Raw genomic sequence first — 21,242 nt, 5'->3', positions numbered from 1 at the left:
TTCTACAATCAATTCCAGCACAGCAGGCTGTACTAGTAAAGAAGCGCAGCACATACTGCTGGCACACGTTCCAGTTTTTCATGTTCGTTCGCATCAGGAGGAAGAATCGAGATGGGCACACCCGTCATCGTCGAGGCCGCTCGCACCCCGATCGGCAAGCGCGGCGGCTGGCTCGCCGGCCTGCACGCCGCCGAACTGCTCGGCCTCGCCCAGCGCGGACTGCTCGAACGCGCCCACCTGGATCCGGCCCTGGTCGAGCAGGTCGTCGGCGGCTGCGTCACCCAGGCAGGCGAGCAGTCCAACAACATCACCAGGGTCGCGTGGCTGCACGCGGGCCTGCCCTGGCAGGTCGGCGCCACCACCATCGACGCCCAGTGCGGCTCGGCCCAGCAGGCCAACCACCTGATCGCCGGCCTGATCGCCGCCGACGCCATCGACATCGGCATGGCATGCGGTGTCGAGGCGATGAGCCGGGTTCCGCTGGGCGCCAACGTCGGCGAGAACGCCGGCCCGCGCCGTCCGGCGTCGTGGAGCATCGATCTGCCGAATCAGTTCGAGGCCGCCGAGCGGATCGCCAAGCGGCGCGGCATCACCCGCGACGACGTCGACGAGTTCGGCCTGCGCTCCCAGCGCCTGGCCGCCCAGGCCTGGGCGGAGGGTCGTTTCGAGCGCGAGATCATCCCCGTCACCGCCCCCGCCGTCGACAAGGAGGGCACCCTCACCGGCGAGAAGCTCGACGTCACGCGCGACCAGGGGCTGCGCGAGACCACCAAGGAGGGCCTGGCCAAGCTGAAGCCGGTGCTGGAGGGCGGCGTGCACACCGCGGGGAGCTCCTCGCAGATCTCCGACGGCGCGGCCGCGGTACTGCTGATGGACGAGAAGGCCGCCGAGCGAACGGGTTTGCGGCCGCGGGCGCGTATCCGCACCCAGGTGCTGGTCGGCGGCGAGCCGGAGTTCCACCTGGACGGACCCGTGCAGGCCTGCTCGCGCCTGCTGGAGCGCTCGGGTATGAGCATCGGCGACATCGACCTGTTCGAGATCAACGAGGCCTTCGCCTCGGTGGCGCTGTCGTGGGCGTCGGTGCACAAGCCGGACATGGATCGGGTCAACGTCAACGGTGGCGCGATCGCCCTCGGCCACCCCGTCGGCTCCACCGGATCGCGCCTCATCACAACCGCTTTGCACGAGCTGGAGCGGACCGGCGGCGCCACGGCGATGATCCTGATGTGCGCCGGTGGAGCCATGGCCACCGGTACCATCATCGAACGGATCTAGCGGCGCGCCAGAGCCTTTGGACCCAGTTCCCCTTCGGTGGTTGAACGTTCATCCCCGGGAGCCGAAAACGTGTCGTACGCCACACATCCCACGGACCGGGCAGGTAGATGAGATGTCAGCTATCCGTCGGCTATCATCGGATGAATCGGGAAGGGCCTTGCGACGGGGCAGAACCGGAGCGTACCGCCGGTCTCCTAGAGACGTTGGCATGACCCGCAAACGCGGCGGTCGCGACGGCTCCCCCGTGCCCAGGGCCGGATTCCTCGAGGAAAACCTGAATCAGGCGTAGGTTTTCAGTTACTGAGCCGCTAATATCAATGATAGGTATCCGAGATAACGTCTGTTAGTACAGCGAAGGGAATTGGGCGGCTCACAATGGCTGATTTCGCGGCGCGGCTGAACAAGCTGTTCGAAACCGTGCATCCCCCGGGGCGCAAGCCACACACCAACGCGGAGGTTGCGGCTGCGCTGACTGCCTCCGGGCATCCGATCTCGAAACCGTATCTGTCCCAGTTGCGGTCGGGGCAGCGGACGAATCCCTCGGATGAAACGGTGGCGGCACTGGCCAAGTTCTTCAAGGTCAAGCCGGACTACTTCTTCAACGACATCTATGCCGCCAAGATCGATCACGATCTCGAGCTGCTGTCCCAGCTGCAGGGCTACGGACTGCGACGGCTGTCGAGTAGGGCTTTCGACCTCTCCGAAGAATCACAGAACCTGCTGACCTCCATGGCGGAGAAGTTGCGGGCCAGCGAAGGCTTGCCCGAGATTCCTCCGGACGGAACGGAATAGGGGTTCTCCCACAGCGCAGCGCAGTGCGGCTTTCGGGTCGCACTGCGCTGCGTTGTGCACGAGCTCACCGCACGAGAGGCGGTGCGGTGCAGCGGCGATGGGAGGCGAACCAATTCGCCTATTGTCCGCCTCGTGGTAAGTCACAGATGTAAGTGCAGGCGCGAGTACATTTTCACGAACGGATACCTGACTACACCAATTGGAATGTGCTCGCGCCCAGCCGCGATTCCATGACATGTCGTGGAAGCGCGATTGTCGGCACTCGGGTGACCACACAGCGACTGCCTCCGGACAGTCGCCCCCGGTTCGTCACCGTGACGCGGTGTGCTCCAGCACCGGGGTGTCCACGGTGTCGAAGGCGCGGGCGATGGCCCGGACCCAGCCACGGGGACTCACACCCTCCGGCGGCGCGATCCACCGCGCGTCGATGACGATGTCTCCCAGGGGGTTCCTGGCCCAGCGCGCGACCCGCTCGGCCCGCTCGGGAATGGAGGCGGGCGGCGCACCGGCCGCGGCCAACTCCACGCCGCCACCGGACTGCAGGTACAGCGCGTCCATGATCTGGGCGACCTGATCCGAAGCACGCAGCTGGGTGGAGGGACTCGGCTGTTCGTGCGCGATCACCTCGGGGAAGCGCTTGATCATGGTGCGGTGCAGCGCGCGGGTCTGGCGCAGCACCGCCCTGGCCCGCATCCACAGTTCGACCACGATCCACACCGCGCCCAGCGCGATCAGCAGCGCGGCGATCTCCCAGGCCTGCCAGCCCCAATTCGGTTCGCCCGCCGGTGCCGCCGGCTCGCCGACCCAGGCGCGCCGGACCTCGAGCACGGCGAGCAGGCCGGTCAGCGCGGTGCCGGTGGTGTAGATGGCGATGCCGCGGCCGAGCGCGGTCCAGTCCAGGTTGCGCAGTCCGGTGACGACGATGAACACACAGGCCAGTGCGAGCGCGCACCAACCGAAGGTGAACGACCACACCAGGGTCGCGGCGATCACCAGCGTGCCCGCCCCGTAGATCACCAGGGCGATCTGGCGCAGGTTGCGCCGGGAGACGACCGGCCAGGCCGCCGCGGCCACCACCGATGTGGCGGTGGCGAAGACCAGCCAGGCCGCGACCTGCACGCCGTCGGCGAGCATGCCGGGCGGCGCGCCCTCCGGCAGCAGATTGTCCACGGCGAGCGCGATTTCCGGCACCGCGAGGGTGGCGGCGGCCGCCGCCGCGGCGACCGCGACGACGATGGCGACGCGGGCGGTCGTGGCGGGCTTCACCAGCACCCGGCCCACCCGGGCCCCGGCGGCAACCCAGACCAGCAGGGCCGTCAACCAGAGAGTCATCCGAGAGCCTCATCGAATCGAAGGACCGAGACGCCTGCGCCCCGGTTGTTGAAGACGCGCAAGCGGGTCATCAGCATCGCGGCGAAGGTCTCCGCCTCCCATTCGGCCAATTCGTCGGCGCCGTCGTCCACGATCTGCTGATGGGCCCGCTGGCTCAGCATGTACGCGATGAGATCGTCGCTCGCCTCCAGGGTGACCTCGGTGGCGGGGGCGCCCTCGTGGTCGAACACGATGTGGCCGAGTTCGTGGGCCAGCGTGTGCTCGCGGCTCGGCAACGCGGTCGCGAGGACGATCACGTCGCGGTCGGGGTAGAAGCGGCGCTGCCCGCACACGCCCGGGCCCAGTTCGGCGTCGGCGATCTCGATCATGCGCTGCCGCTCGGCCGCGATGGCGAGCACCACCTCGTCCAGCGTGGTGGCGTCGAAGTCGGCGGCCACCGCGCACACCGCGTCGACCGCGGCGGCGACCCGGCGGTAGGACCGCGAGCTACTCTGCGTCCTGCTCTGGCTCATGGCCTACCTCTCACGACCTCGGGCCGAAGAACTCGGCGCGAGCGGCGTCCACCCGTGCCTGGGCGGCGGACGCGCTCTGGAAGCTGACCGCGCCCGCACCGGCCGCCGCCAGCGCCATCGCCGCAAGACCGCCGATCACCGACAGCGCGTTCGGCGCGGGCAGGCCGTCGTCGGCACTGGTCGGCCGGACATCGTGAGTCGGCGCGGCCGCCTGGGGCGCGGGGGCCGACGGCGCGGCGGGGGCGGGCGCCTGGGGTGCCGGCGCGGGTGCGGGCGCCTCCGGTGCGGCGACGGCGATCGGCGGCAGGCCCGGCGCGGACGGCAGCGCGGGGGCGGCAGGGACGGCGGGCGCCGCGGGGACGCCGGGCGCGGGCGGAATGACCAGCGGTACCGAGGGCGCCTCGGGGGCGGGTGGCGTGGGGAGCGGGATCAGCAGCAGCAACAACGGTGAGGCGGAACCGAGCGCGGCCGAACCCACCGCGGCCGAGCCGAGTCCGGCCGAACCGGCACCGGCCGAGCCGAGACCGACACCCGCGGATCCGACACCGGCCGAGCCGACGCCCGCCGAACCCACCCCGGCGGAACCGACGGCGGCGGAACCGACGCCTGCCGAGCCGACCGCCGCGGAACCGAGCGCGGCACCGCCGACGCCGGCCGAGCCCAGCGCGGCGCCGAGACCGGCGGAACCCGTCGCGAGGCCGAGCCCGAGACCCGCCGAGCCGGTGCCGAGGCCGAGGCCCAGCCCGGCCGACCCGGTGCCGAGGACGGCGCCGACCCCTGCGGAACCGGTGACCAGGCCGACACCCAGGCCCGTCGAACCGGTACCGAGCACGGCGGCCAGGCCGGCCGAGCCGGAGCCGAGCAGGATGCCGCCCGCGGCGGAACCGGTCGCGGCCGAACCCGCGCCCGCGGAACCCGCGGCACCGGCCGAGCCGGACGCGGCGGAGCCGATCTCCTCGGCAGCCGGGCTCTGGGTGGCCGGGGGAAGGGAGAGCGACGGGCCGACCGGGCCCGCGTCGGCCGGCGAGCTACCGCTCGAGCCGGGGCCACCGGCCGAACCGGACGACAGCGGGCCAGCGGGTGCGCCGGTCGGCGAGGTCGTGGTGGACGGGACACCCGGAGCAGCGCCGGACACCGGTGCGGGATCGCCGTTCGGGCCGGTTCCCGTCTGGTTCCCGGCGCCGTTGGAGTTGGCGGAGTTCCCGGCACCGGTCGAGTTGGCGGAGCGACCCGGCCCGGTGGGGGTGTCAGGACTTCCCGGGCCGTGACCGCCGGACGAAGCACCGTTCCCGGGTGGGGCCGCGGGCGCAGAATGACCCGGCGGCCCGCCCTGGGGATCACCGTCCGGCTTGGCCGCGGCGCCTCCCGAACCGAGCAGCGCAATGCCGGCAACAGCACTCGCTACTGCCAACGCACGGAACGTGCGACCAACGGCCATGCGCCAGCCTTCCCCTCTGTACAGCGCAAATCTTGCCCGGTCGCGACTTCATCCGGGACTTTTCGTGCAACGGGTGCACATCCTAATGTGCCGCCCGCATGACTGCAGGAAAAGGTAGCAACCCCGGATCAGGCTCCGTACACCGGTTCCGGCGGCGCGGCCTTGGCGATGAGGTCGGCCACGACCGGGCCGAGTTCGGCGGGATTCCAGCGGGCGCCGCGATCCACCGCGACACCGTGCCGCCAGCCGTCGGCGAGGGCGACCTTCCCGCCCTCGACTTCGAACATGCGCCCCGTGACGCCCGCCGACTGGGTGCTGCCCAGCCACACCACCAGCGGGGAGATGTTCTCCGGCGCCATCGCGTCGAAGCCGGATTCGGGCTTGGCCATCATGTCGGCGAAGACGGTCTCGGTCATCCGGGTGCGGGCCGAGGGCGCGATGGCGTTGACGGTCACGCCGTAGCGGGCGAACTCGGCCGCGGCGGTGAGGGTGAGTCCGGCGATTCCGGCCTTGGCGGCGCCGTAGTTGGCCTGGCCGACGCTGCCCTGCAGGCCCGCGCCCGAACTGGTGTTGATCACTCGCGCGTCGACGGGGCGCCCGGCCTTGGCTTCGCCGCGCCAGTACTCGGCGGCGTGCCGCATGGCGGCGAAATGACCCTTGAGGTGGACCCGGATCACCGCGTCCCACTCCTCCTCGCTGAGGTTGACGAGCATCCGGTCACGGACGAAGCCCGCGTTGTTCACCAGCACGTCGAGCCGGCCGAAGGTGTCCACCGCCTGGCGGATCAGGTTGCGCGCACCGTCCCAGTCGGCCACGTCGTCGCCGTTGGCGACCGCTTCGCCACCGGCCGCGGTGATCTCACCGACCACCTGCTGCGCCGGGGTCTCCCCGGTGCTGTCGCCGTGCAGCGAGGTGCCGACGTCGTTGACCACCACGCGCGCGCCCGCGGCGGCGAAGGCCAGCGCGTGCGCGCGGCCGATCCCGCGTCCGGCGCCGGTGACGATGACGACGCGCCCCGCGCAGATCTGCTCGTCCATTCCGTTGTCCTCTTTCGTTGGTCGGTGCGGGTTTGCTCGACGGTGCGAGTCAGGCCCGCTGCTGCTCGCCGTTGGCCGCGGTGGACGCGGCGAGGAAAGGTGGTCGTTCGCCGCCGCCGTGCACCTGCAACATCGCGCCGCTGATGTAGGCGGCCAGCGGGGAGGCCAGGAACGCCGCGGCGCGGCCGACGTCCTCGGGGCGGGCCAGCCTGCCCAGTGGAATGGTGGCGCCGACGGCCTCGATGCCGTCGCGGTCGCCGTAGTGCAGTTCGCTCAGTTCGGTCTCGACCGGGCCGACGATCAGGGAGTTCACCCGCACCTTCGGCGCCCACTCCATCGACAGCGATTGCGTGAGGCTGTCGACGCCCGCCTTCGCGGCGCCGTAGGCGGCGGTGCCGGGCGAGGGCCGGTGGCCGCTGAGGCTGGAGATCATCAGGATCGAACCACCCTCGGGCTGGTCCTGCATCACCGCGTTGGCGGCCTGCGAAACCCACAGGGCGGACATCAGATTCAGCTCGATGATCTTGGTGTGGAAGTTGACGCTCGCGGTGGCGGCCGAGGCGAAGGGCGCGCCACCGGCGTTGTTGACCACGTGGTCGAGCCTGCCGTGGGTGTCCACCAGCGTCTCGATCAGCGCGCGGACCGCGGCGGCGTCGCGCACGTCGCAGGGCAGGAAGTGGGCCTGCCTGCCCTCGTAGGTCACCGGCTGCTCACCCGGCCTGCGGGCGCAGGCCACGACGGTGGCTCCCGCGGCGAGGAACGCCCTGCTGATTCCGGCTCCGACGCCGCGCACCCCGCCGGTCACCAAGACGACGCGATCGGACAGGTCGATTTCGAGTCCCACCGTGCTAACCTACCAAGCAACTGCTTGCTTTGCCAACCACGAAGGGTCCGCGATGGGGATCAACCGTCACACCGAATCAACCGGCATCACCGTGGTCACGGTGGACTATCCGCCGGTCAACGCCATTCCGACCGACGGCTGGTTCGCCATCGCCGACGCCGTCCGCGCCGCGGGCCGCGACCCGGAGACCAAGGTGGTCGTGCTGCGCGCGGAGAACCGCGGCTTCAACGCCGGGGTGGACATCAAGGAGATCCAGAGCAAGCCCGGCCACCAGGCACTCATCGACGCCAACCACGGCTGCTTCGAGGCCTTCGGCGCCGTGTACGACTGCCCGGTGCCGGTGATCGCGGTGGTGCAGGGCTTCTGCCTGGGCGGCGGCATCGGCCTGGTGGGCAATGCCGACGTGGTGATCGCCTCCGACGACGCGACTTTCGGCCTGCCCGAGGTCGACCGCGGCGCGCTCGGCGCGGCCACCCATCTGGCCCGGCTGGTCCCCCAGCACCTGATGCGCGCGCTGTTCTACACCGCGAGCACGATCACCGCCCAGCAGTTGCACCACCACGGCTCGGTGTACCAGGTGGTGCCGCGCGCCGAACTCGACGCCGCCGCGATGGAGGTGGCCAAGAACATCGCCGCCAAGGACGGCCGGGTGATCCGGGCCGCCAAGCGCGCGCTCAACGGCATCGATGTGCAGGACGTGCACCGCAGCTACCGCTACGAGCAGGGCTTCACCTTCGAGCTCAACCTGGCGGGCGTCGCCGACGAGATCCGCGCGCGTTTCGACGACGACCTCGCCGCACGCAAGGCCGGAAACCAGGAGCAGTGATGAAAGACAAACGAATGTCGCTCGACGACGTGGTCGGCGAGCTGCGCAGCGGCATGACCATCGGCATCGGTGGCTGGGGTTCGCGGCGCAAGCCGATGGCGCTGGTGCGTGCCATCCTGCGCTCGGACCTCACCGACCTGACCGTGGTCACCTACGGCGGGCCGGACCTGGGGTTGCTGTGCTCGGCGGGCAAGGTGCGCAAGGCCTACTACGGCTTCGTCTCGCTGGATTCGACGCCGTTCTACGACCCCTGGTTCGGCAAGGCCCGCACCTCCGGTGAGCTGGTGGTCCGGGAGATGGACGAGGGCATGCTCAAGTGCGGGCTGGAGGCGGCCGCCGCCCGGCTGCCGTTCCTGCCGATCCGCGCCGGACTCGGCTCGGACGTGTTCACCTTCTGGGAAGGCGAGCTGAAGACCGTCACCTCGCCCTACCCGGGCCCCGACGGCACGCCCGAAACCCTCTCCGCCATGCCCGCGCTCACCCTCGACGCGGCCCTGGTGCACCTGAACCTCGGCGACAAGCACGGCAACGCCGCCTATCTCGGCGTCGACCCCTACTTCGACGACCTGTACTGCCTGGCCGCCGAGCGCCGCTACCTGTCGGTGGAGCGCGTGGTGGAGACCGAGGAACTGGTGAAAACCGTTCCGCCGCAGCAGTTGCTGCTCAACCGGATGATGGTCGACGGCGTGGTCGAGGCGCCCGGCGGCGCGCACTTCACCCTCGCCGGTGAGGACTACGGCCGCGACGAGAAGTTCCAGCGCCACTACGTGGAGGCGGCCAAGTCGCCGGAGAGCTGGCAGACCTTCGTCGACACCTATCTGGCGGTCTCGGAGGACGAGTACCAGGCCGCCGTCCGCCGGTTCGCCGACCAGGAGGCGTAGATGAGACACCATCGCGAAGCACTCATCGCAGCCGACCGGGTGCGGGTGTCCCGCAGAACACAGGAGGCGTGATGACTACGACAGAGACCGTGACCAGGGCCGAGTACTGCGCGATCGCCTGCGCGGAGATCTTCGCGGGCGCGGGCGAGATCATGGCCTCGCCGATGACGCCGATGGCGACTCTCGGCGCCCGGCTGGCCAAGCTCACCACCGAGCCTGACCTGCTGCTCTCCGACGGCGAGGCGCTGCTGCTGGCCGAGACTCCCCCGCTGGGCGGCAAGGCGCCGGTCGAGGGCTGGATCCCGTTCCGCAAGGTGTTCGACGTGGTCGCCTCCGGGCGTCGGCACGTGGTGATGGGCGCCAACCAGATCGATCGGTACGGCAACCAGAACCTGTCGGCGTTCGGCGCGCACCAGCAGCCGAGCAGGCAGATGTTCGGTGTGCGTGGCGCGCCCGGCAACACCATCAACCATCCGACCAGTTACTGGGTGGCCCGGCACAGCAAGCGCGTCTTCGTCGACCGCGTGGACATCGTGTGCGGGGTCGGCTACGACAAGGTGGATCAGGACAACCCGGCCTTCCGGTTCCTGCACCTGCACCGGGTGGTGACCAACCTGGGCGTCTTCGACTTCGAGGGCCCCGGCCACACCATGCGGGCGCGCAGCCTGCATCCCGGCGTCACCCCCGAGGAAGTCGCGGAGAACACCTCCTTCGAGGTCGCCGGCCTCGGTGAGGCGCCGCAGACCAGGCAGCCCACCGCCGAGGAACTGCGCATCATCCGGGAAGTGCTCGATCCCAAGAAGATCCGCGAGAAGGAGGTGCCCTCGTCGTGAACGCACCGACCCCGCGACTGCGCACCGCGCTGACCGATCTGGTCCGCATCGAGCACCCGGTCGTGCAGACCGGCATGGGCTGGGTGGCCGGGCCGAGCCTGGTCTCGGCCACCGCCAACGCGGGCGGCCTCGGCATCCTCGCCTCGGCGACGATGACCTACGAGGAACTCGAGGCCGCGATCGCCAAGACCAAGGCGCAGACCGACCGGCCGTTCGGCGTGAACATCCGCGCCGACGCCTCGGACGCGAACGAGCGCATCGACCTGCTGATCCGCGAGCGCGTCAAGGTCGCCTCGTTCGCGCTCGCGCCCAAGAAGGACCTCATCGCGAAGCTGAAAGACGCCGGGGTGGTGGTGATCCCGTCGATCGGCGCGGCCAAGCACGCGGTGAAGGTGGCCTCCTGGGGCGCCGACGCGGTGATCGTGCAGGGCGGCGAGGGCGGCGGGCACACCGGCCCGGTCGCCACCACCCTGCTGCTGCCCTCCGTGCTGGACGCGGTGGACATCCCCGTCGTCGCGGCGGGCGGCTTCTTCGACGGCCGCGGCCTGGCCGCCGCCTTGGCCTACGGCGCCGCGGGCGTGGCGATGGGTACCCGCTTCCTGCTGACCCAGGACAGTTCGGTGCCCGACGCCGTGAAGCAGGAGTACCTGAACCGCCACCTGCAGGACACCGTGGTCTCCCTCAAGGTCGACGGCATGCCGCACCGCGTGCTCAACACCGATCTGGTGCAGCGCCTGGAGCATTCGGGCCGGTGGCGCGGGTTCGCCGCCGCGGTCTCCAACGCGGCCCGGTTCAAGAGCATGACCGGCATGAAGTGGTCCACCATCGTCAAGGACGGCCTCGCCATGCGCAAGACCAAAGACCTCACCTGGTCTCAGGTCATCATGGCCGCCAACACCCCCATGCTGTTGCGCGCCGGCCTGGTCGAGGGCAACACCCAGGCGGGTGTGCTCGCGGCCGGCCAGGTCACCGGCATCATCGACGACCTGCCCACCTGCAAGGAACTCATCGAACGGATCGTCACCGAAGCCGAGGAACGCTTGGACGCCCTTGCCTCCCTCCGCGCCTCGGCCCCGGCCACCGCGGAATAGGGCTCATCGCCCCGGCCCCGGAACCCTTGGGTTCCGGGGCCCTTTCCATCCCCGGCCGAACTCGTTCTTGCTCCTGCTGACCCCGAGAGGTGGGACGGGCCACGAGCGCGTCGGCATGGTCTATGCCGGGGTGGGGGCGAAGCGGCGGCGGTAGGTGGTGGGGGTGGTGCCGTAGGCGGCGGCGAAGTTCTGGCGGAGGGTGACGGGGCTGCCGAAGCCGCAGGCCGAGGCGATGGTGTCGACGGGCCAGTCGGTGGTTTCCAGCAGGGCGCGGGCTTCGTCGAGGCGGCGGTCGAGGATCCAGCGGGCGGGGGTGGTGCCGGTGGCCTGCTGGAAGTGGCGGACGAAGCTGCGGCGGCTCATGCGGGCGCGCTCGGCGAGCAGGTCGACGGTGAGCGGGTGGTCGAGGTGGGCCAGGGCCCAGTCCAGCACCTCCCCGATCGCGCCGTCGGTGGCGGGGCGCGCGAGCGGGCGCTCGATGTACTGGGCCTGGCCGCCCTCGCGATGCGGGGCGACGACGAGGCTGCGAGCCACCCGCGTCGCCGCCGCCACGCCGAGGTGCTTGCGGACCAGGTGCAGGCAGGCGTCGATGGCCGAGGCGGTGCCCGCGGAGGTGAGCACGTCGCCGTGGTCGATGTAGAGCACCGAGGCGTCCACCGAGGTGTCCGGTCGGCGTTCGGCGAGCAGCGGCAGCACCTCCCAGTGGGTGACGGCCGCGCGTCCGTCGAGCAGACCGGCATCGGCGAGCGGGAAGGCGCCGAAGCACAGGCCCGCGATCGTCGCGCCGCGCCGGTGGGCGTCGATCAGCTGGTTCTTCAGGTCGTCCCCCGCGGGCGCGAGCGATTGCAGCCAGGACGGCACGACGACGATGTCGGCGCTCGCCAGGATCTCCGGCCCGGCGACGTCCCCGATCGGGTAGCCCTCGGCGGTGCGCACGGAACCGGCGCGGTCGGACCACAGCCGGGTCTGCCAGTCCGCCGCCAGCCCGAGCCTGCCGACCTCACCGAACACCGTGAGCGGCACCGCGAGATGGAACATGGGGAACCCGTCGAAGGCGTAGACGGCGATCTGCATGGCGACTCCCGAGGTTGGCCCGATTCCATCGCAAGTATGCATCCGTGCCACTCGTGGCGGTGCGGCGGGTGCCGAAGAATCGGTCAGCGGCGCGCCTCACCGGGGCGCGCGGCACCTCGGAACGCTCACGGAGGAACAAGCAGCCATGACCACAGCACACCGCGCCCTCGTCGTCGTCGATGTTCAGCAGGAGTACTTCGGCGGCCCGCTCGAGGTCCAGTACCCGCCGCGCGAGGAGTCTCTCGCCAATATCGTGGCCGCGATGGATGCCGCTGCGGCCCACAACATTCCGGTCGCCGTCGTGCAGCACCGCTCCCCCGAGGGCGCGCCGGTGTTCGTCGAGGGCACCCCCGGCTGGGCGCTGCGGCCCGAGGTGGCGCAGCGGATCACGCCGGACACCAAGCACATCCACAAGGTGTACGGCAGCGTGTTCGCGGGCACCGATCTCGCCGAGTGGTTGCGGAAACGCGGCGTCGACACCATCACCGTCGTCGGGTACATGACCAACAACTGCGACATCGCCACCGTGGTGGAGGCGGAGGGTCTGGGCTTCGCCGCCGAGATCCTCTCCGACGCGACCGGCGCGATCCACCTGGCCAACGAAGCGGGCGCGGTGTCGGCGCAGGTCCTGCACGAGACGTTGATGGTGCTGTTCCAGTCGAATCTCGCCGCCGTCGCCGGCACCGCGGAGTGGGTGTCGGCGCTGGCGTCGGGTGCGCCGCTGGGCAAGAGCAACCTGGTGGCCTCGGCACAGCAGGGGCGGTCGGCCGCGGCGCTGGTCTGAGCGCCGACGCGCCGATCCCTGGCCGGGAACGGTGGCGCCGGCGCCCAGGTCGACCAAGGCACCCTCACCAGGGCAACGGACCGTATTCCACCCCGTCGGTGGCGCCCCACCGGTAGCCCCACAGCTGACCGGTGGGGCCGTCGGCGGGCAGGGTGGCCAGGTGCACGATCGGCTCGGCGCCCTGCTCGGGGGTCCGGAACCCGGAGTTGTGGTTCAGATCCGTGGCGCAGTACCCGGGGTTGGCGGCATTGACCTTGATCGGGGTGTCCCACAGCTCCTTGGCGTACATGGTGGTGATCATGGTCAGCGCCGTCTTCGACGACGGATAGGTGATCGAGACCATCGGCCACATCGGGCCGTCCTGGTCGTTCATCAGCTGCACCGAACCGACCTCGCTGGAGACGTTGACGATGCGCGCGGCCTCGGCGCGGCGCAGCAGCGGCAGCAGCGCGTTGGTGACCGCGACCGGTCCGAACACGTTGGTCTCGTAGACGGTGCGCATGATGTCGATCGAGGTGGTCGAGGGCAGCAGGCCGGTGTCGAAGCCCCCGGTGATGGCGGCGTTGTTGACCAGGATGTCCAACCTGCCGAACTCCGCCTCGAGGTAGGCGGCGGTCTCGGCGATCGTGGCGGCGTCGGTGACGTCCAGCCGGACGAACCGGACGTCACCGCCGTCGGCGGCCAGCTTCTCGGCGGCGGCGCGCCCGCGCTCGGGATCCCTGGCGCCGACCAGGACGGTGCAGCCCCGCGCGGCCAGGGCGCGGGCGGTTTCGTAGCCGAGGCCCTTGTTGGCTCCGGTGATCAGCGCGATGGTGGCGGTGTCGTTGTGCGTCATGGCCACCACGGTTGCAGCGCGTTCGGCGGCCGGGGAGGGCCGGGCGAGCGTGGTATCACCGGTACCACCCTGACCCGGTCGCGGGCGCGCACACTGGGAACATGGCGAACCGGACCGATCTGGCGGCGTTCCTGCGGGCGCGCCGTGCCGATCTGCAACCCTCCGATGTGGGGCTGCCGCAGACCGGCCCCCGCCGCACCCCCGGCCTGCGGCGGCAAGAAGTCGCGCAATTGGCGGGCATCTCCGTCGAGTACTACGTGCGCCTCGAGCAGGCGCGCGGCCCGCACCCCTCGGCGCAGGTGGTCGGCGCGCTCGCCAGGGCGTTGATGCTCACCGCCGACGAACGCAACTATCTGTTCCGCACCGCGGGGCACCCGCCGCCCGTCGTGGCCGGCCCCGATCGCACTGTCTCCCCCGCGGTCCGCACCATCCTGGACGGGTTGACCACCATGCCCGCCTATGTGGTCGACGCGAGCTACGACATCCTGGCCTGGAACGCCATGGCCGTGTTCTTCATCTCCGACCTCACCGACACCCCCGAATCCGACCGCAACATGGTGCGCTGGGCGTTCCGCCGCCCGGCCGACGACCCGAGCTGGTCGGATCCCGAGACCCTGCAGTTCGCCACGACCACCGTCGCCGACCTGCGCGCCGCCTACGCCCGCTACCCCGGCAATCCCCGCCTGTCCGCCCTGGTGACCGAATTGCTCGGCACCTCGACGCGTTTCGCCGAGATGTGGGCCGCCCAGGACGTCGCCGAACGCCGCAACCACCGCAAGTGCGTCACCCATCCGGACCTGGGCGTGCTCGAATTCGACTGCCAGGTGCTGCACCTACCGGACAGCGATCAGCGGATCATCGTGTACTGCGCCGATCCCGGCTCACCCACCGAGGCGGTCTTCCGCGAACTCGCCGAAGGCACCCGGCCGCTCGTCCCCCTGGCGCTGCCGGGCAGCGAACGCCGGAGCTGACCGCAGCGATCAATCGCAAGCACACGCCGGGTGGGGTCCTCACCCGGCGGGGTTCGTGGCGCGCCGAGTGTTCAGTGCCGCTGATCCGGCAGGGCGGGGAGTTCGAGATTCTCGCGGAAGGTTCCGCCGACGTAGTCGGTGCCGACGATGCCGCGGCGGCGCAGTTCGGGGAGCAGTCCGTTGGTGACGAAATCCCTGGTCCGCGGATCGCCGAGCCCGCCGAGGCCGATGACGTCGAGAACGCCTGCCGCGTAGCGTTCCTCGACCGCGTCGGCGAGCTGTTCGGGCGTGCCTGCGGCCGCCCAGTGGCCGGTGTCCTTGGCAGCGATGATGAGTTCGCGCAGGGTGCGGCCGGAGCGGGCGAGTTCGGTGAAGATCTCGACCCGGCCGCGGCGGCGGTTCACCGATTCGACGGCGGGGAGCAAGGATTCGGGTAGCGGCTTGTCGAGGGGCAGGTCGGTGAGGTCGACGCCGCCGCCGAGCATGTCGGCCAGGCGCAGGCGGCCTTCCTCGAAGTCGGTGGCCTCGTCACGGTCGCGGGCCAGGCGGGCCGCCTCGGCTTCGGTGGCGCCGAACGTGGCGTGCAGCGAGCTGAAGATGAGGGGCAGGCCGTCGGGGCGACCGAGTTCCTTGGCTCTGGCGCGGATTCGTGTGGTGTAGTTCAAGGCGTCGTCGAGGGTGGCCAGCGAGGTGAAGACGACTTCGGCGAACCGCGCGCCGAGTTCGACGCCGCCCGCCGACTGTCCGGCTTGGAACTGCACCGGCCTGCGCTGCGGCAGCGGTGGGATGTTGAGCGGGCCGGCGACGGTGAAGTACCGGCCGCGGTGGTGGATCGGGCGGACCAGGCCCGGGTCCAACTTCGCGCCGCCCGCGCCGTCGGAGACCAGTGCCCCCGGCTGCCAGGAGTCGAACAGCGCGTTGACCACCTCGAGCGATTCGGTGGCGCGGGCATAACGCTCCTCGGGGCTGGGCAGCCCCTCGTCGCCGTAGTTCTCCTCGCCGAGGGAGGAGGTGACCGCGTTCCAGGCCGCCCGCCCGTTGCTCACGTGATCGAGCGTGCCGAACAGCCTGGCCAGGTTGTAGGGGTGGTGGAAAGTGGTGGTGACGGTGGCGATCAGCCCCACGTGCGAGGTGACCGCGCTCAACGCCGCCAGATAGATCAACGGCTCCTGCGCGCCGATGGCCCCCTGCTTACCGAAGCTGAGCAGGTCGGCCGCGAAGAGCGCGTCGATTCTGTTGTCCTCGGCGATCTTCGCGACGTCCAGCGCGGAGGCGAGCGTGGATCGGGCCGGGTCCACCGCCGCCGCGTAGATGTCCTCTCCCCCGCTCACCCCGGTGACGGTCTTCAGTGGCCTGCGACGCGTGTTCTGCTCTCCCACCCGACCGACGGTAGGCCGGGTGGAAGGCGGCCGAACAGGGTTGGCGTCCCGGTGATTCGGCGGGAATACGGCATGGCGGCACGGGCCGTCACGGCCGAGCGGCCCGTCGCCACGTTCGATGTGTCAGGCGGACACGGGGGTCCATTGTTCGGCCGGGGCCCGGCCGGGCAGCGGCTGTCCGATCAGTGCCAGCGGGACGAAGAAGTTCACCTGCCCGATGGCGATGGCGAGGGTGGCAAGGGCCTTGTCGTCGTAGTACTCGGTGGCGAGGGCGTAGAGCTCCTCGGGGACCCGCTCACCCTGTGCTGTCGGTTGCAGCACCGCTTCCACCAGGGCGAGCGCGACGCGTTCGGCGTCGCTGAAGTAGGGAGCGTCGCGCCAGGTCGCGACCGCGGCGATCCGTTCCTCGGTTTCCCCGGCAGCGCGCAGGTTCCCGGCGTGCAGGATCGCCAGGTAGGTGCTGCCGACGAGCTGGCCTGCCCGCAGTTGGACGAGGCCGATGGTGGTCCGGGGAATCGTCCCGTTGCCGGTGGCTTTGAACAGTGCGGCACCGATCTCGCCGAGTTCGGGGACGAGCTGCTGGGGGTTGGGCAGCCGGGAGCCGTCGCGCTGCTGGGTGGTGATGCTCATGGTGATACTTCCTTTCTCTGTTGGGGTGAAACTGTGTGGTCAGGCGGTCTGGGGGCGAGCGGTGGTGCCGAGGGCGCGCAGTGCGGCGGTGAGGGATCCGCCTCGCGGCAGCCAGGCGCGGGCGGCGAAGGTGGCGGCGGCGAAGAACACGGGCATCGCCCACTTGTCGGGGCCGTCACCGGCTGCCATGTGCGAGGCGGCGGCGCCGCCGTAGACGAAGACCAGCCCGGCGTAGGCCCATTCCTTCGTCCGCGGGTGCCCGGGGGTCAGGATCGCGGCGAGTGCGGCGGTCTTCGCGACGCCGAGGATGGTGGCGAAGTAGAGGGGATAGCCGAGGTGGTCGAAGGATTCGCGGACGTAGGAGATCCGGGCCAGATCCCAGTAGGCGCCCACGGCGGTTTCGGCGAGCACGGCGGTGACGGGGACCCAGCGGGCGAGTTCGAGGCCGCGGGTGAGCATCGTGGTGGTGCGAGTGGACATGGTCGTGTTGCTCCAGACAGTGAGAGGGGTGGTCGCTGGGGTCAGGCGGCGGTCGCGAGACCGGTGGTGGTCGCGGCGCGGTGCAGGGCGGCGGCGAGCCGGGCGTTTTCGGGGGCGTTGAAGGCGAAGGCGGCGCGGCGGCGGGTGTAGCCGTAGGCCAAGCCGCTGTGCGGGTCGGCGAATCCGTCGGAGCCGGCGGAGCCGGTGTGCCCGAAGGCGTGCGCGCCCAGGAAGGGATACAGCAGGGATTTGGCTTCGAAACCCAGCGTGTAGGCGACGCGATCCCCGCGCACCAGATCCGGACCGTGGGAATGGATGGCGGAGATGGTGGCGATGGTCTCCAGCGACAGCAGCGGTTCCCGATCACCGATGCCGGTGGTGGCCGCCGCGTACATCGCTGCCACGCCGTGCGCACTGCCGACCCCGCCGGCCGAACCTTGGCCGAGGCGACGCAGTTTCGCGTCGTTGGGCAGGGCCATGACGTCGGCGGCGGTGAAACCGCGGGCGTTGAGGTTGTAGGAGACACCCGCGATCCCGTGCGGATTGGGCGAGTTCGCGGCGAAGGCCGCCTCCATCTCCGGTGTGGCCCGCCAGGGCAGGATCGGCAGGTAGCGGTGATCGAGTTCGGCCGGCAGGCCCAGATACACATCGAGTCCGTACGGTGCGCGGATGCGCTGCTCGAAGTGCTCCTGGATGGTGTTTCCGGTGACCGCGCGCACGACTTCGCCGATGATGGCGTAGGTGACGAACCCGCCGTAGCCGTGCACCGACCCCGGTTCGAAGAAGGGTCGCTGGCCCACCAATCGCTCGGCGACAACACGCTCGTCGGCGAGCTCGTCGACGGTGAAACCACCGTCGGCCCCTACCACTCCGGAGCGGTGGACCAGCACGTCACGCACCGTGATGCGGTCCTTGCCCGCTGCGGCGAACCGTGGCCAGTAGTGGGCCACCGGCCGGTCGACATCGAGGGCCTCGTCCTGGATCAGCAACGCCACCACCAGTGCGGCCGCGCCCTTGCTCGTGGAATGCAGACCCGTGAGGGTGGTGCCGGACACCTCGCGCCCGGCCCACAGGTCCACCACCTTCCGGCCCCGCACGAACGCGGCCAGCTGCGCACCCGATTCCCCGTCCTCCTCGGCGACGACGGCGGCGAACTCGGCGCGCACCTGCTCATATCCGTCGGCGACGGTGCCGTGTACTTCGATCGCTTGCACTGTGCTGTTCCCTTCGATAGCAGCTGATGAGGTTCACGCGGCGGGAGGTCTTCGGCTCCGGAGTTCGCCGCGATTCGACTTCTGGTGCACTGACGGACGGCGGTGGGTAAACGTGACCGCAGCACGAGAAGCAGCAGGTAGACCCGCTGGGAAGCCGGTCTGGGGCCGCCCGGTCGTGTTCCCGGCCCACGACCCCGGCGGCCTGCACGCGAAAACGGTTAGGGTCACGTTTCCCGTCGCCCGTTCGTCATCGGTACGGGACGAAACCGAGGAGGACCCCGTGCACGATGAGCAGTACCTGGCCGACCGTTTCGAAGAGCACCGCACCCATCTGCGGGCGGTCGCCTACCGGATGCTCGGCTCGCTCTCCGATGCCGACGATGCCGTGCAGGAGGCGTGGCTGCGGCTGGCCCGCACCGATACCGGCGATGTCGATAATCTCGGCGGCTGGCTGACCACCGTGGTGGGCCGGGTCTGCCTGGATATGCTGCGCGCCCGCAAGACCCGCCACGAGGAGCCCCTCGAGACCGAGCATCTGCCGGACCCGGTGATTCTCGGCGAGAACACCTCCGACCCGGAACACGAAGCACTGCTGGCCGATTCGGTGGGGCTGGCGCTGCTGGTGGTGCTGGAATCACTGAGCCCGGCCGAACGACTCGCGTTCGTCCTGCACGACATGTTCGCCATGCCCTACGAGCAGATCGCCCCCATCGTCGACCGCACTCCACAGACCGCGAAGAAGCTGGCCAGCCAGGCGCGCCGCCGAGTCCAGGGCATGACACCGGCCCCCGATCCCGACCTGCCCCGGCAACGCCGCGTCGTGGACGCCTTCCTCACCGCCGCCCGCGGCGGCGACTTCGACGAACTCCTGCAACTCCTCGACCCCGACGTGGTGCTGCGCGCCGACGCCGGCGAAGCGATGCGCGTGATCCGCGGCGCGGCCGCCGTGGCCGGGCAAGCCGAAACGTTCCAGCGCATGGCCACCCTCTGCACTGTTCACCCGGCAGTGGTCAACGGCGGTACGGGACTGGTCAATACCGTCGAGGGAGCCCCGTTCTCCGTCATCGGCTTCACCGTCGCCAACGACCGCATCACCGCGATCGACATCCTCTCCGACCCCGCTCGTCTGGCCCGCCTCGACCTGACCGCGGTGCTGAATTGACGAGGGTGGTCGGCATGCCGCTTCCCCGCGCGGCAGCCGTGCGCGGCGGCGAGTTCGACCAGCGTGTGCCGGTCGCCTCGGCGCCGACCGCGAGATTCAGCAGTCCGGGAGCGACCGTACGGTTCCGTCCGTCCGGTCGCGGTCGCGGAAGTACCGGTAGTCGTCCCGGCTCACCAGGAGAGCGGCGACCTTGGTGGAGCAGTGCCACGCGCAGTCGCCGTGGAGTTCCAGTGCGTTCGCGGCGTCCCGAGGTGAGCGCGTCGGCCAACGCGGGTTGTCGTGGCGGTGCTCGTCGGCGGTGGCGCGGAGAATGGATGCCCGAGCGAGCGGGACGACGGCGCCGATCGGCGAGAGGCCGGCGGACGTAGGCGCGCTCCGCCGGGTCGGGTCGGGCCGACCAGGTGCGGGGGTTGCGTGCGAGTCGTTCATGAGTGATCGCCTAACGCTCAGCGGAGGGCCGGAGCCGACGGGGACGGAACGGGAGGAAAGACGACCGGCAGCGCTCGTAGGGAGCGATGGAACGGTCCCGGCCGCCAGCGGAGCCGGTCGACGGGAACCGCCAATCCGATTTCGGGCAGGACGTCGAGAAGCTGTTCGATCGCCGCACCGGCGATCAGCTCGACCAGGGCCCGCGCGGGGCAGCGGTGCGGACCCGCGCCGAAACCCAGATGCGACTCGTTGCCGAAGAGGTCGCCGCCCATCACCGTCGGATCGTTGTTGCAGGCGGCCAGGCTGATCATGATCGGCTGATGGGCGGGCACCCAGGTATCGCCGATGAGCTGTGGCTGCCGCGGGTAGGACATGCAGAAGTTCGCCAACGGCGGATCGCGGAACAACACGTAGGTCAGTGCCTCCCGGGTCGAGACCGCACCCGCGGCGACCCGGCCCCCGAAATCCGGGCGGCTCATCATCGACAACGCCGTGTTGGCGATCAGATTCGTCAACAGCTCACCCGCCGCCGCGCACAGGTCGACCAGCTGGTGGATCACTTCCGCGTCGTCCAGGTCGGCCGGATGCGCGAGCAGCCAGGACGTGAGGTCGTCTCCCGGCCGGCCGCGCTTGCGGGCGACGAGCTCGCCCAACGCCGTCACCGCCAACCGGTCTCCCCGCGGGGCATCGACCGTGGAATCGAACATCATCGCGATCCCGGCGGCGGCTCGCGCGCCGATATCGGGATCGCACCCGATCAGCTCACCGATTACCTCGAAGACCAGCGGGCGCGCGTAGTCTCCGAGCAGATCGGCCCGACCCGCGCGGCTGAACCCGTCGATCAACCGCAAGGCGCTGCGCTCGACCCCGGTGCGCAGCGCGGCTGTGTTCACGCGGCGCAGAGCGTCCACACCGGCCGCGCGATACCGAGCGTGCCGATCACCGCTGCTGTGCTGGGCATTCGGACGCTGCCGCATCATCGGCAGGACCGGGCAGTCCGGGGAGATGCCGCGCTGCCAGGAGCTGGGATCGGCCGGGAAATGCTCTGGGTCGTTGAGGATCTTCAGTGCGGTCCAGTAACCGATCACCAGGGTCGCAGGAACGCCCGGTGCCAACCAGACCGGCACCAGCGGTCCGAAGTGTGCTCGCATTCGGGCGTAGGCGGAGTGCGGGTCGGCTGCGAATTGCGCGGTGTAGAGCGGAACACGGGGAGTGTTGTCGGCGTCGGGTGGCGAGCCGCGTCCGATGGGGCATTTGCTGGGGGTAATGCTGTTGTGCGGGCCGATCGACGGGGAGGGCGCCGCCGGTTTCACGCCGTATCGGACGCTGGGGCTGTCGAGGTTGCCGACGCCCACTCGGCCGTCGTACCGAACCGAAGGACCGACCACATCAGCCCGTCGACGACGTAACTCGTTGGGCTGCA

21 protein-coding genes are annotated in these 21,242 nt (G+C 70.4%); 9 read left to right on the top strand and 12 right to left on the bottom strand.

Annotation, left to right across the window (positions count from 1 at the left end; translation table 11 throughout):
* The first annotated feature begins 111 nt into the window (after positions 1–111).
* On the top strand, positions 112–1,275 hold the full coding sequence (locus CRM89_RS24580; protein WP_011207049.1) for a steroid 3-ketoacyl-CoA thiolase: 1,164 nt from the start codon (positions 112–114) through the stop codon (positions 1,273–1,275).
* A 375-nt stretch (positions 1,276–1,650) separates the two neighbouring features.
* Positions 1,651–2,067 carry a helix-turn-helix domain-containing protein gene (locus CRM89_RS24575; RefSeq protein WP_011207048.1) on the top strand — a complete coding sequence of 139 codons (417 nt, stop codon included), beginning with the start codon at positions 1,651–1,653 and terminating at the stop codon, positions 2,065–2,067.
* Positions 2,068–2,376: 309 nt separating this feature from the next.
* Here the strand turns inward: CRM89_RS24575 and CRM89_RS24570 are convergent, their stop codons facing one another.
* From CRM89_RS24570 to CRM89_RS24550, 5 genes are all read right to left on the bottom strand, one after another.
* Positions 2,377–3,399: a hypothetical protein gene (locus CRM89_RS24570; protein ID WP_098086428.1), complete on the bottom strand. Its 1,023-nt coding sequence runs from the start codon at positions 3,397–3,399 to the stop codon at positions 2,377–2,379.
* On the bottom strand, positions 3,396–3,911 hold the full coding sequence (locus CRM89_RS24565) for an ImmA/IrrE family metallo-endopeptidase (RefSeq protein ID WP_011207046.1): 516 nt from the start codon (positions 3,909–3,911) through the stop codon (positions 3,396–3,398). Before CRM89_RS24565 ends, CRM89_RS24570 begins: the two co-directional genes overlap by 4 nt.
* A gap of 10 nt (positions 3,912–3,921) precedes the next feature.
* Positions 3,922–5,046, bottom strand: a complete 1,125-nt coding sequence (locus CRM89_RS32140; protein ID WP_050767942.1) for a hypothetical protein — start codon at positions 5,044–5,046, stop codon at positions 3,922–3,924.
* Positions 5,047–5,477: 431 nt separating this feature from the next.
* Entirely contained in the window at positions 5,478–6,386 is a 909-nt protein-coding gene (locus CRM89_RS24555) for an SDR family oxidoreductase (RefSeq protein ID WP_098086427.1), read from the bottom strand.
* A 49-nt stretch (positions 6,387–6,435) separates the two neighbouring features.
* Complete coding sequence (locus CRM89_RS24550) at positions 6,436–7,230, bottom strand: SDR family oxidoreductase (protein WP_060593683.1); 795 nt, start codon at positions 7,228–7,230, stop codon at positions 6,436–6,438.
* 52 nt (positions 7,231–7,282) lie between these two features.
* Between CRM89_RS24550 and CRM89_RS24545 the strand changes: the two genes are divergently transcribed.
* The 4 genes from CRM89_RS24545 (at position 7,283) to CRM89_RS24530 (ending at position 10,861) form a co-directional block, all read left to right on the top strand.
* Complete coding sequence (locus CRM89_RS24545; protein ID WP_011207042.1) at positions 7,283–8,056, top strand: enoyl-CoA hydratase family protein; 774 nt, start codon at positions 7,283–7,285, stop codon at positions 8,054–8,056.
* Positions 8,056–8,937, top strand: a complete 882-nt coding sequence (locus tag CRM89_RS24540; protein WP_195039593.1) for a CoA transferase subunit A — start codon at positions 8,056–8,058, stop codon at positions 8,935–8,937. The genes CRM89_RS24545 and CRM89_RS24540 overlap by 1 nt, the downstream gene beginning before the upstream one ends.
* Before the next feature lie 71 nt (positions 8,938–9,008).
* A complete protein-coding gene (locus CRM89_RS24535) occupies positions 9,009–9,770 on the top strand; it encodes a CoA-transferase subunit beta (RefSeq protein WP_060595028.1) in 762 nt (253 codons plus the stop codon).
* A complete protein-coding gene (locus tag CRM89_RS24530; protein WP_098086425.1) occupies positions 9,767–10,861 on the top strand; it encodes a nitronate monooxygenase family protein in 1,095 nt (364 codons plus the stop codon). The genes CRM89_RS24535 and CRM89_RS24530 overlap by 4 nt, the downstream gene beginning before the upstream one ends.
* A 120-nt stretch (positions 10,862–10,981) precedes the next feature.
* On the opposite strand, the gene CRM89_RS24525 is transcribed toward CRM89_RS24530, so the two are convergent.
* Complete coding sequence (locus CRM89_RS24525) at positions 10,982–11,935, bottom strand: GlxA family transcriptional regulator (RefSeq protein ID WP_011207035.1); 954 nt, start codon at positions 11,933–11,935, stop codon at positions 10,982–10,984.
* Positions 11,936–12,080: 145 nt separating this feature from the next.
* Between CRM89_RS24525 and CRM89_RS24520 the strand changes: the two genes are divergently transcribed.
* On the top strand, positions 12,081–12,719 hold the full coding sequence (locus CRM89_RS24520; RefSeq protein WP_098086424.1) for an isochorismatase family protein: 639 nt from the start codon (positions 12,081–12,083) through the stop codon (positions 12,717–12,719).
* 64 nt (positions 12,720–12,783) lie between these two features.
* On the opposite strand, the gene CRM89_RS24515 is transcribed toward CRM89_RS24520, so the two are convergent.
* Positions 12,784–13,554, bottom strand: a complete 771-nt coding sequence (locus CRM89_RS24515; protein WP_060595029.1) for an SDR family oxidoreductase — start codon at positions 13,552–13,554, stop codon at positions 12,784–12,786.
* Positions 13,555–13,655: 101 nt separating this feature from the next.
* Between CRM89_RS24515 and CRM89_RS24510 the strand changes: the two genes are divergently transcribed.
* Positions 13,656–14,525, top strand: a complete 870-nt coding sequence (locus tag CRM89_RS24510; RefSeq protein WP_098086423.1) for a helix-turn-helix transcriptional regulator — start codon at positions 13,656–13,658, stop codon at positions 14,523–14,525.
* 71 nt (positions 14,526–14,596) lie between these two features.
* Here CRM89_RS24510 and CRM89_RS24505 read toward each other — a convergent pair whose 3' ends face one another.
* From CRM89_RS24505 to CRM89_RS24490, 4 genes are all read right to left on the bottom strand, one after another.
* A complete protein-coding gene (locus CRM89_RS24505) occupies positions 14,597–15,904 on the bottom strand; it encodes an NtaA/DmoA family FMN-dependent monooxygenase (protein ID WP_098086422.1) in 1,308 nt (435 codons plus the stop codon).
* Between the two features lie 123 nt (positions 15,905–16,027).
* Positions 16,028–16,534, bottom strand: a complete 507-nt coding sequence (locus tag CRM89_RS24500) for a carboxymuconolactone decarboxylase family protein (protein ID WP_011207030.1) — start codon at positions 16,532–16,534, stop codon at positions 16,028–16,030.
* A 39-nt stretch (positions 16,535–16,573) separates the two neighbouring features.
* Positions 16,574–17,014: a DoxX family protein gene (locus CRM89_RS24495; protein ID WP_011207029.1), complete on the bottom strand. Its 441-nt coding sequence runs from the start codon at positions 17,012–17,014 to the stop codon at positions 16,574–16,576.
* A 41-nt stretch (positions 17,015–17,055) separates the two neighbouring features.
* Positions 17,056–18,228, bottom strand: a complete 1,173-nt coding sequence (locus CRM89_RS24490; RefSeq protein ID WP_098086421.1) for a serine hydrolase domain-containing protein — start codon at positions 18,226–18,228, stop codon at positions 17,056–17,058.
* Positions 18,229–18,508: 280 nt separating this feature from the next.
* On the opposite strand from CRM89_RS24490, the gene CRM89_RS24485 reads away from it, so the two are divergent.
* Entirely contained in the window at positions 18,509–19,390 is an 882-nt protein-coding gene (locus tag CRM89_RS24485) for a sigma-70 family RNA polymerase sigma factor (protein ID WP_060593692.1), read from the top strand.
* Positions 19,391–19,836: 446 nt separating this feature from the next.
* On the opposite strand, the gene CRM89_RS24480 is transcribed toward CRM89_RS24485, so the two are convergent.
* On the bottom strand, positions 19,837–20,970 hold the full coding sequence (locus CRM89_RS24480; RefSeq protein ID WP_228822277.1) for a cytochrome P450: 1,134 nt from the start codon (positions 20,968–20,970) through the stop codon (positions 19,837–19,839).
* Between the last annotated feature and the right edge of the window lie 272 nt (positions 20,971–21,242).

The organism is Nocardia sp. FDAARGOS_372 (assembly GCF_002554515.1).
Lineage (GTDB): Bacteria > Actinomycetota > Actinomycetes > Mycobacteriales > Mycobacteriaceae > Nocardia > Nocardia farcinica.
The sequence above is the reverse complement of the archived record's forward strand: the minus strand, read 5'-3'. Positions and strand labels throughout refer to the sequence as shown.

Coding starts and splice junctions, on each gene's coding strand:
- CRM89_RS24580 (WP_011207049.1), top strand. CDS start 112: ATGGGCACACCCGTCATCGTCGAGGCCGCTCGCACCCCGATCGGCAAG.
- CRM89_RS24575 (WP_011207048.1), top strand. CDS start 1,651: ATGGCTGATTTCGCGGCGCGGCTGAACAAGCTGTTCGAAACCGTGCAT.
- CRM89_RS24570 (WP_098086428.1), bottom strand. CDS start 3,399: ATGACTCTCTGGTTGACGGCCCTGCTGGTCTGGGTTGCCGCCGGGGCC.
- CRM89_RS24565 (WP_011207046.1), bottom strand. CDS start 3,911: ATGAGCCAGAGCAGGACGCAGAGTAGCTCGCGGTCCTACCGCCGGGTC.
- CRM89_RS24555 (WP_098086427.1), bottom strand. CDS start 6,386: ATGGACGAGCAGATCTGCGCGGGGCGCGTCGTCATCGTCACCGGCGCC.
- CRM89_RS24545 (WP_011207042.1), top strand. CDS start 7,283: ATGGGGATCAACCGTCACACCGAATCAACCGGCATCACCGTGGTCACG.
- CRM89_RS24540 (WP_195039593.1), top strand. CDS start 8,056: ATGAAAGACAAACGAATGTCGCTCGACGACGTGGTCGGCGAGCTGCGC.
- CRM89_RS24535 (WP_060595028.1), top strand. CDS start 9,009: ATGACTACGACAGAGACCGTGACCAGGGCCGAGTACTGCGCGATCGCC.
- CRM89_RS24525 (WP_011207035.1), bottom strand. CDS start 11,935: ATGCAGATCGCCGTCTACGCCTTCGACGGGTTCCCCATGTTCCATCTC.
- CRM89_RS24520 (WP_098086424.1), top strand. CDS start 12,081: ATGACCACAGCACACCGCGCCCTCGTCGTCGTCGATGTTCAGCAGGAG.
- CRM89_RS24515 (WP_060595029.1), bottom strand. CDS start 13,554: ATGACGCACAACGACACCGCCACCATCGCGCTGATCACCGGAGCCAAC.
- CRM89_RS24510 (WP_098086423.1), top strand. CDS start 13,656: ATGGCGAACCGGACCGATCTGGCGGCGTTCCTGCGGGCGCGCCGTGCC.
- CRM89_RS24500 (WP_011207030.1), bottom strand. CDS start 16,534: ATGAGCATCACCACCCAGCAGCGCGACGGCTCCCGGCTGCCCAACCCC.
- CRM89_RS24495 (WP_011207029.1), bottom strand. CDS start 17,014: ATGTCCACTCGCACCACCACGATGCTCACCCGCGGCCTCGAACTCGCC.
- CRM89_RS24480 (WP_228822277.1), bottom strand. CDS start 20,970: ATGCGAGCACACTTCGGACCGCTGGTGCCGGTCTGGTTGGCACCGGGC.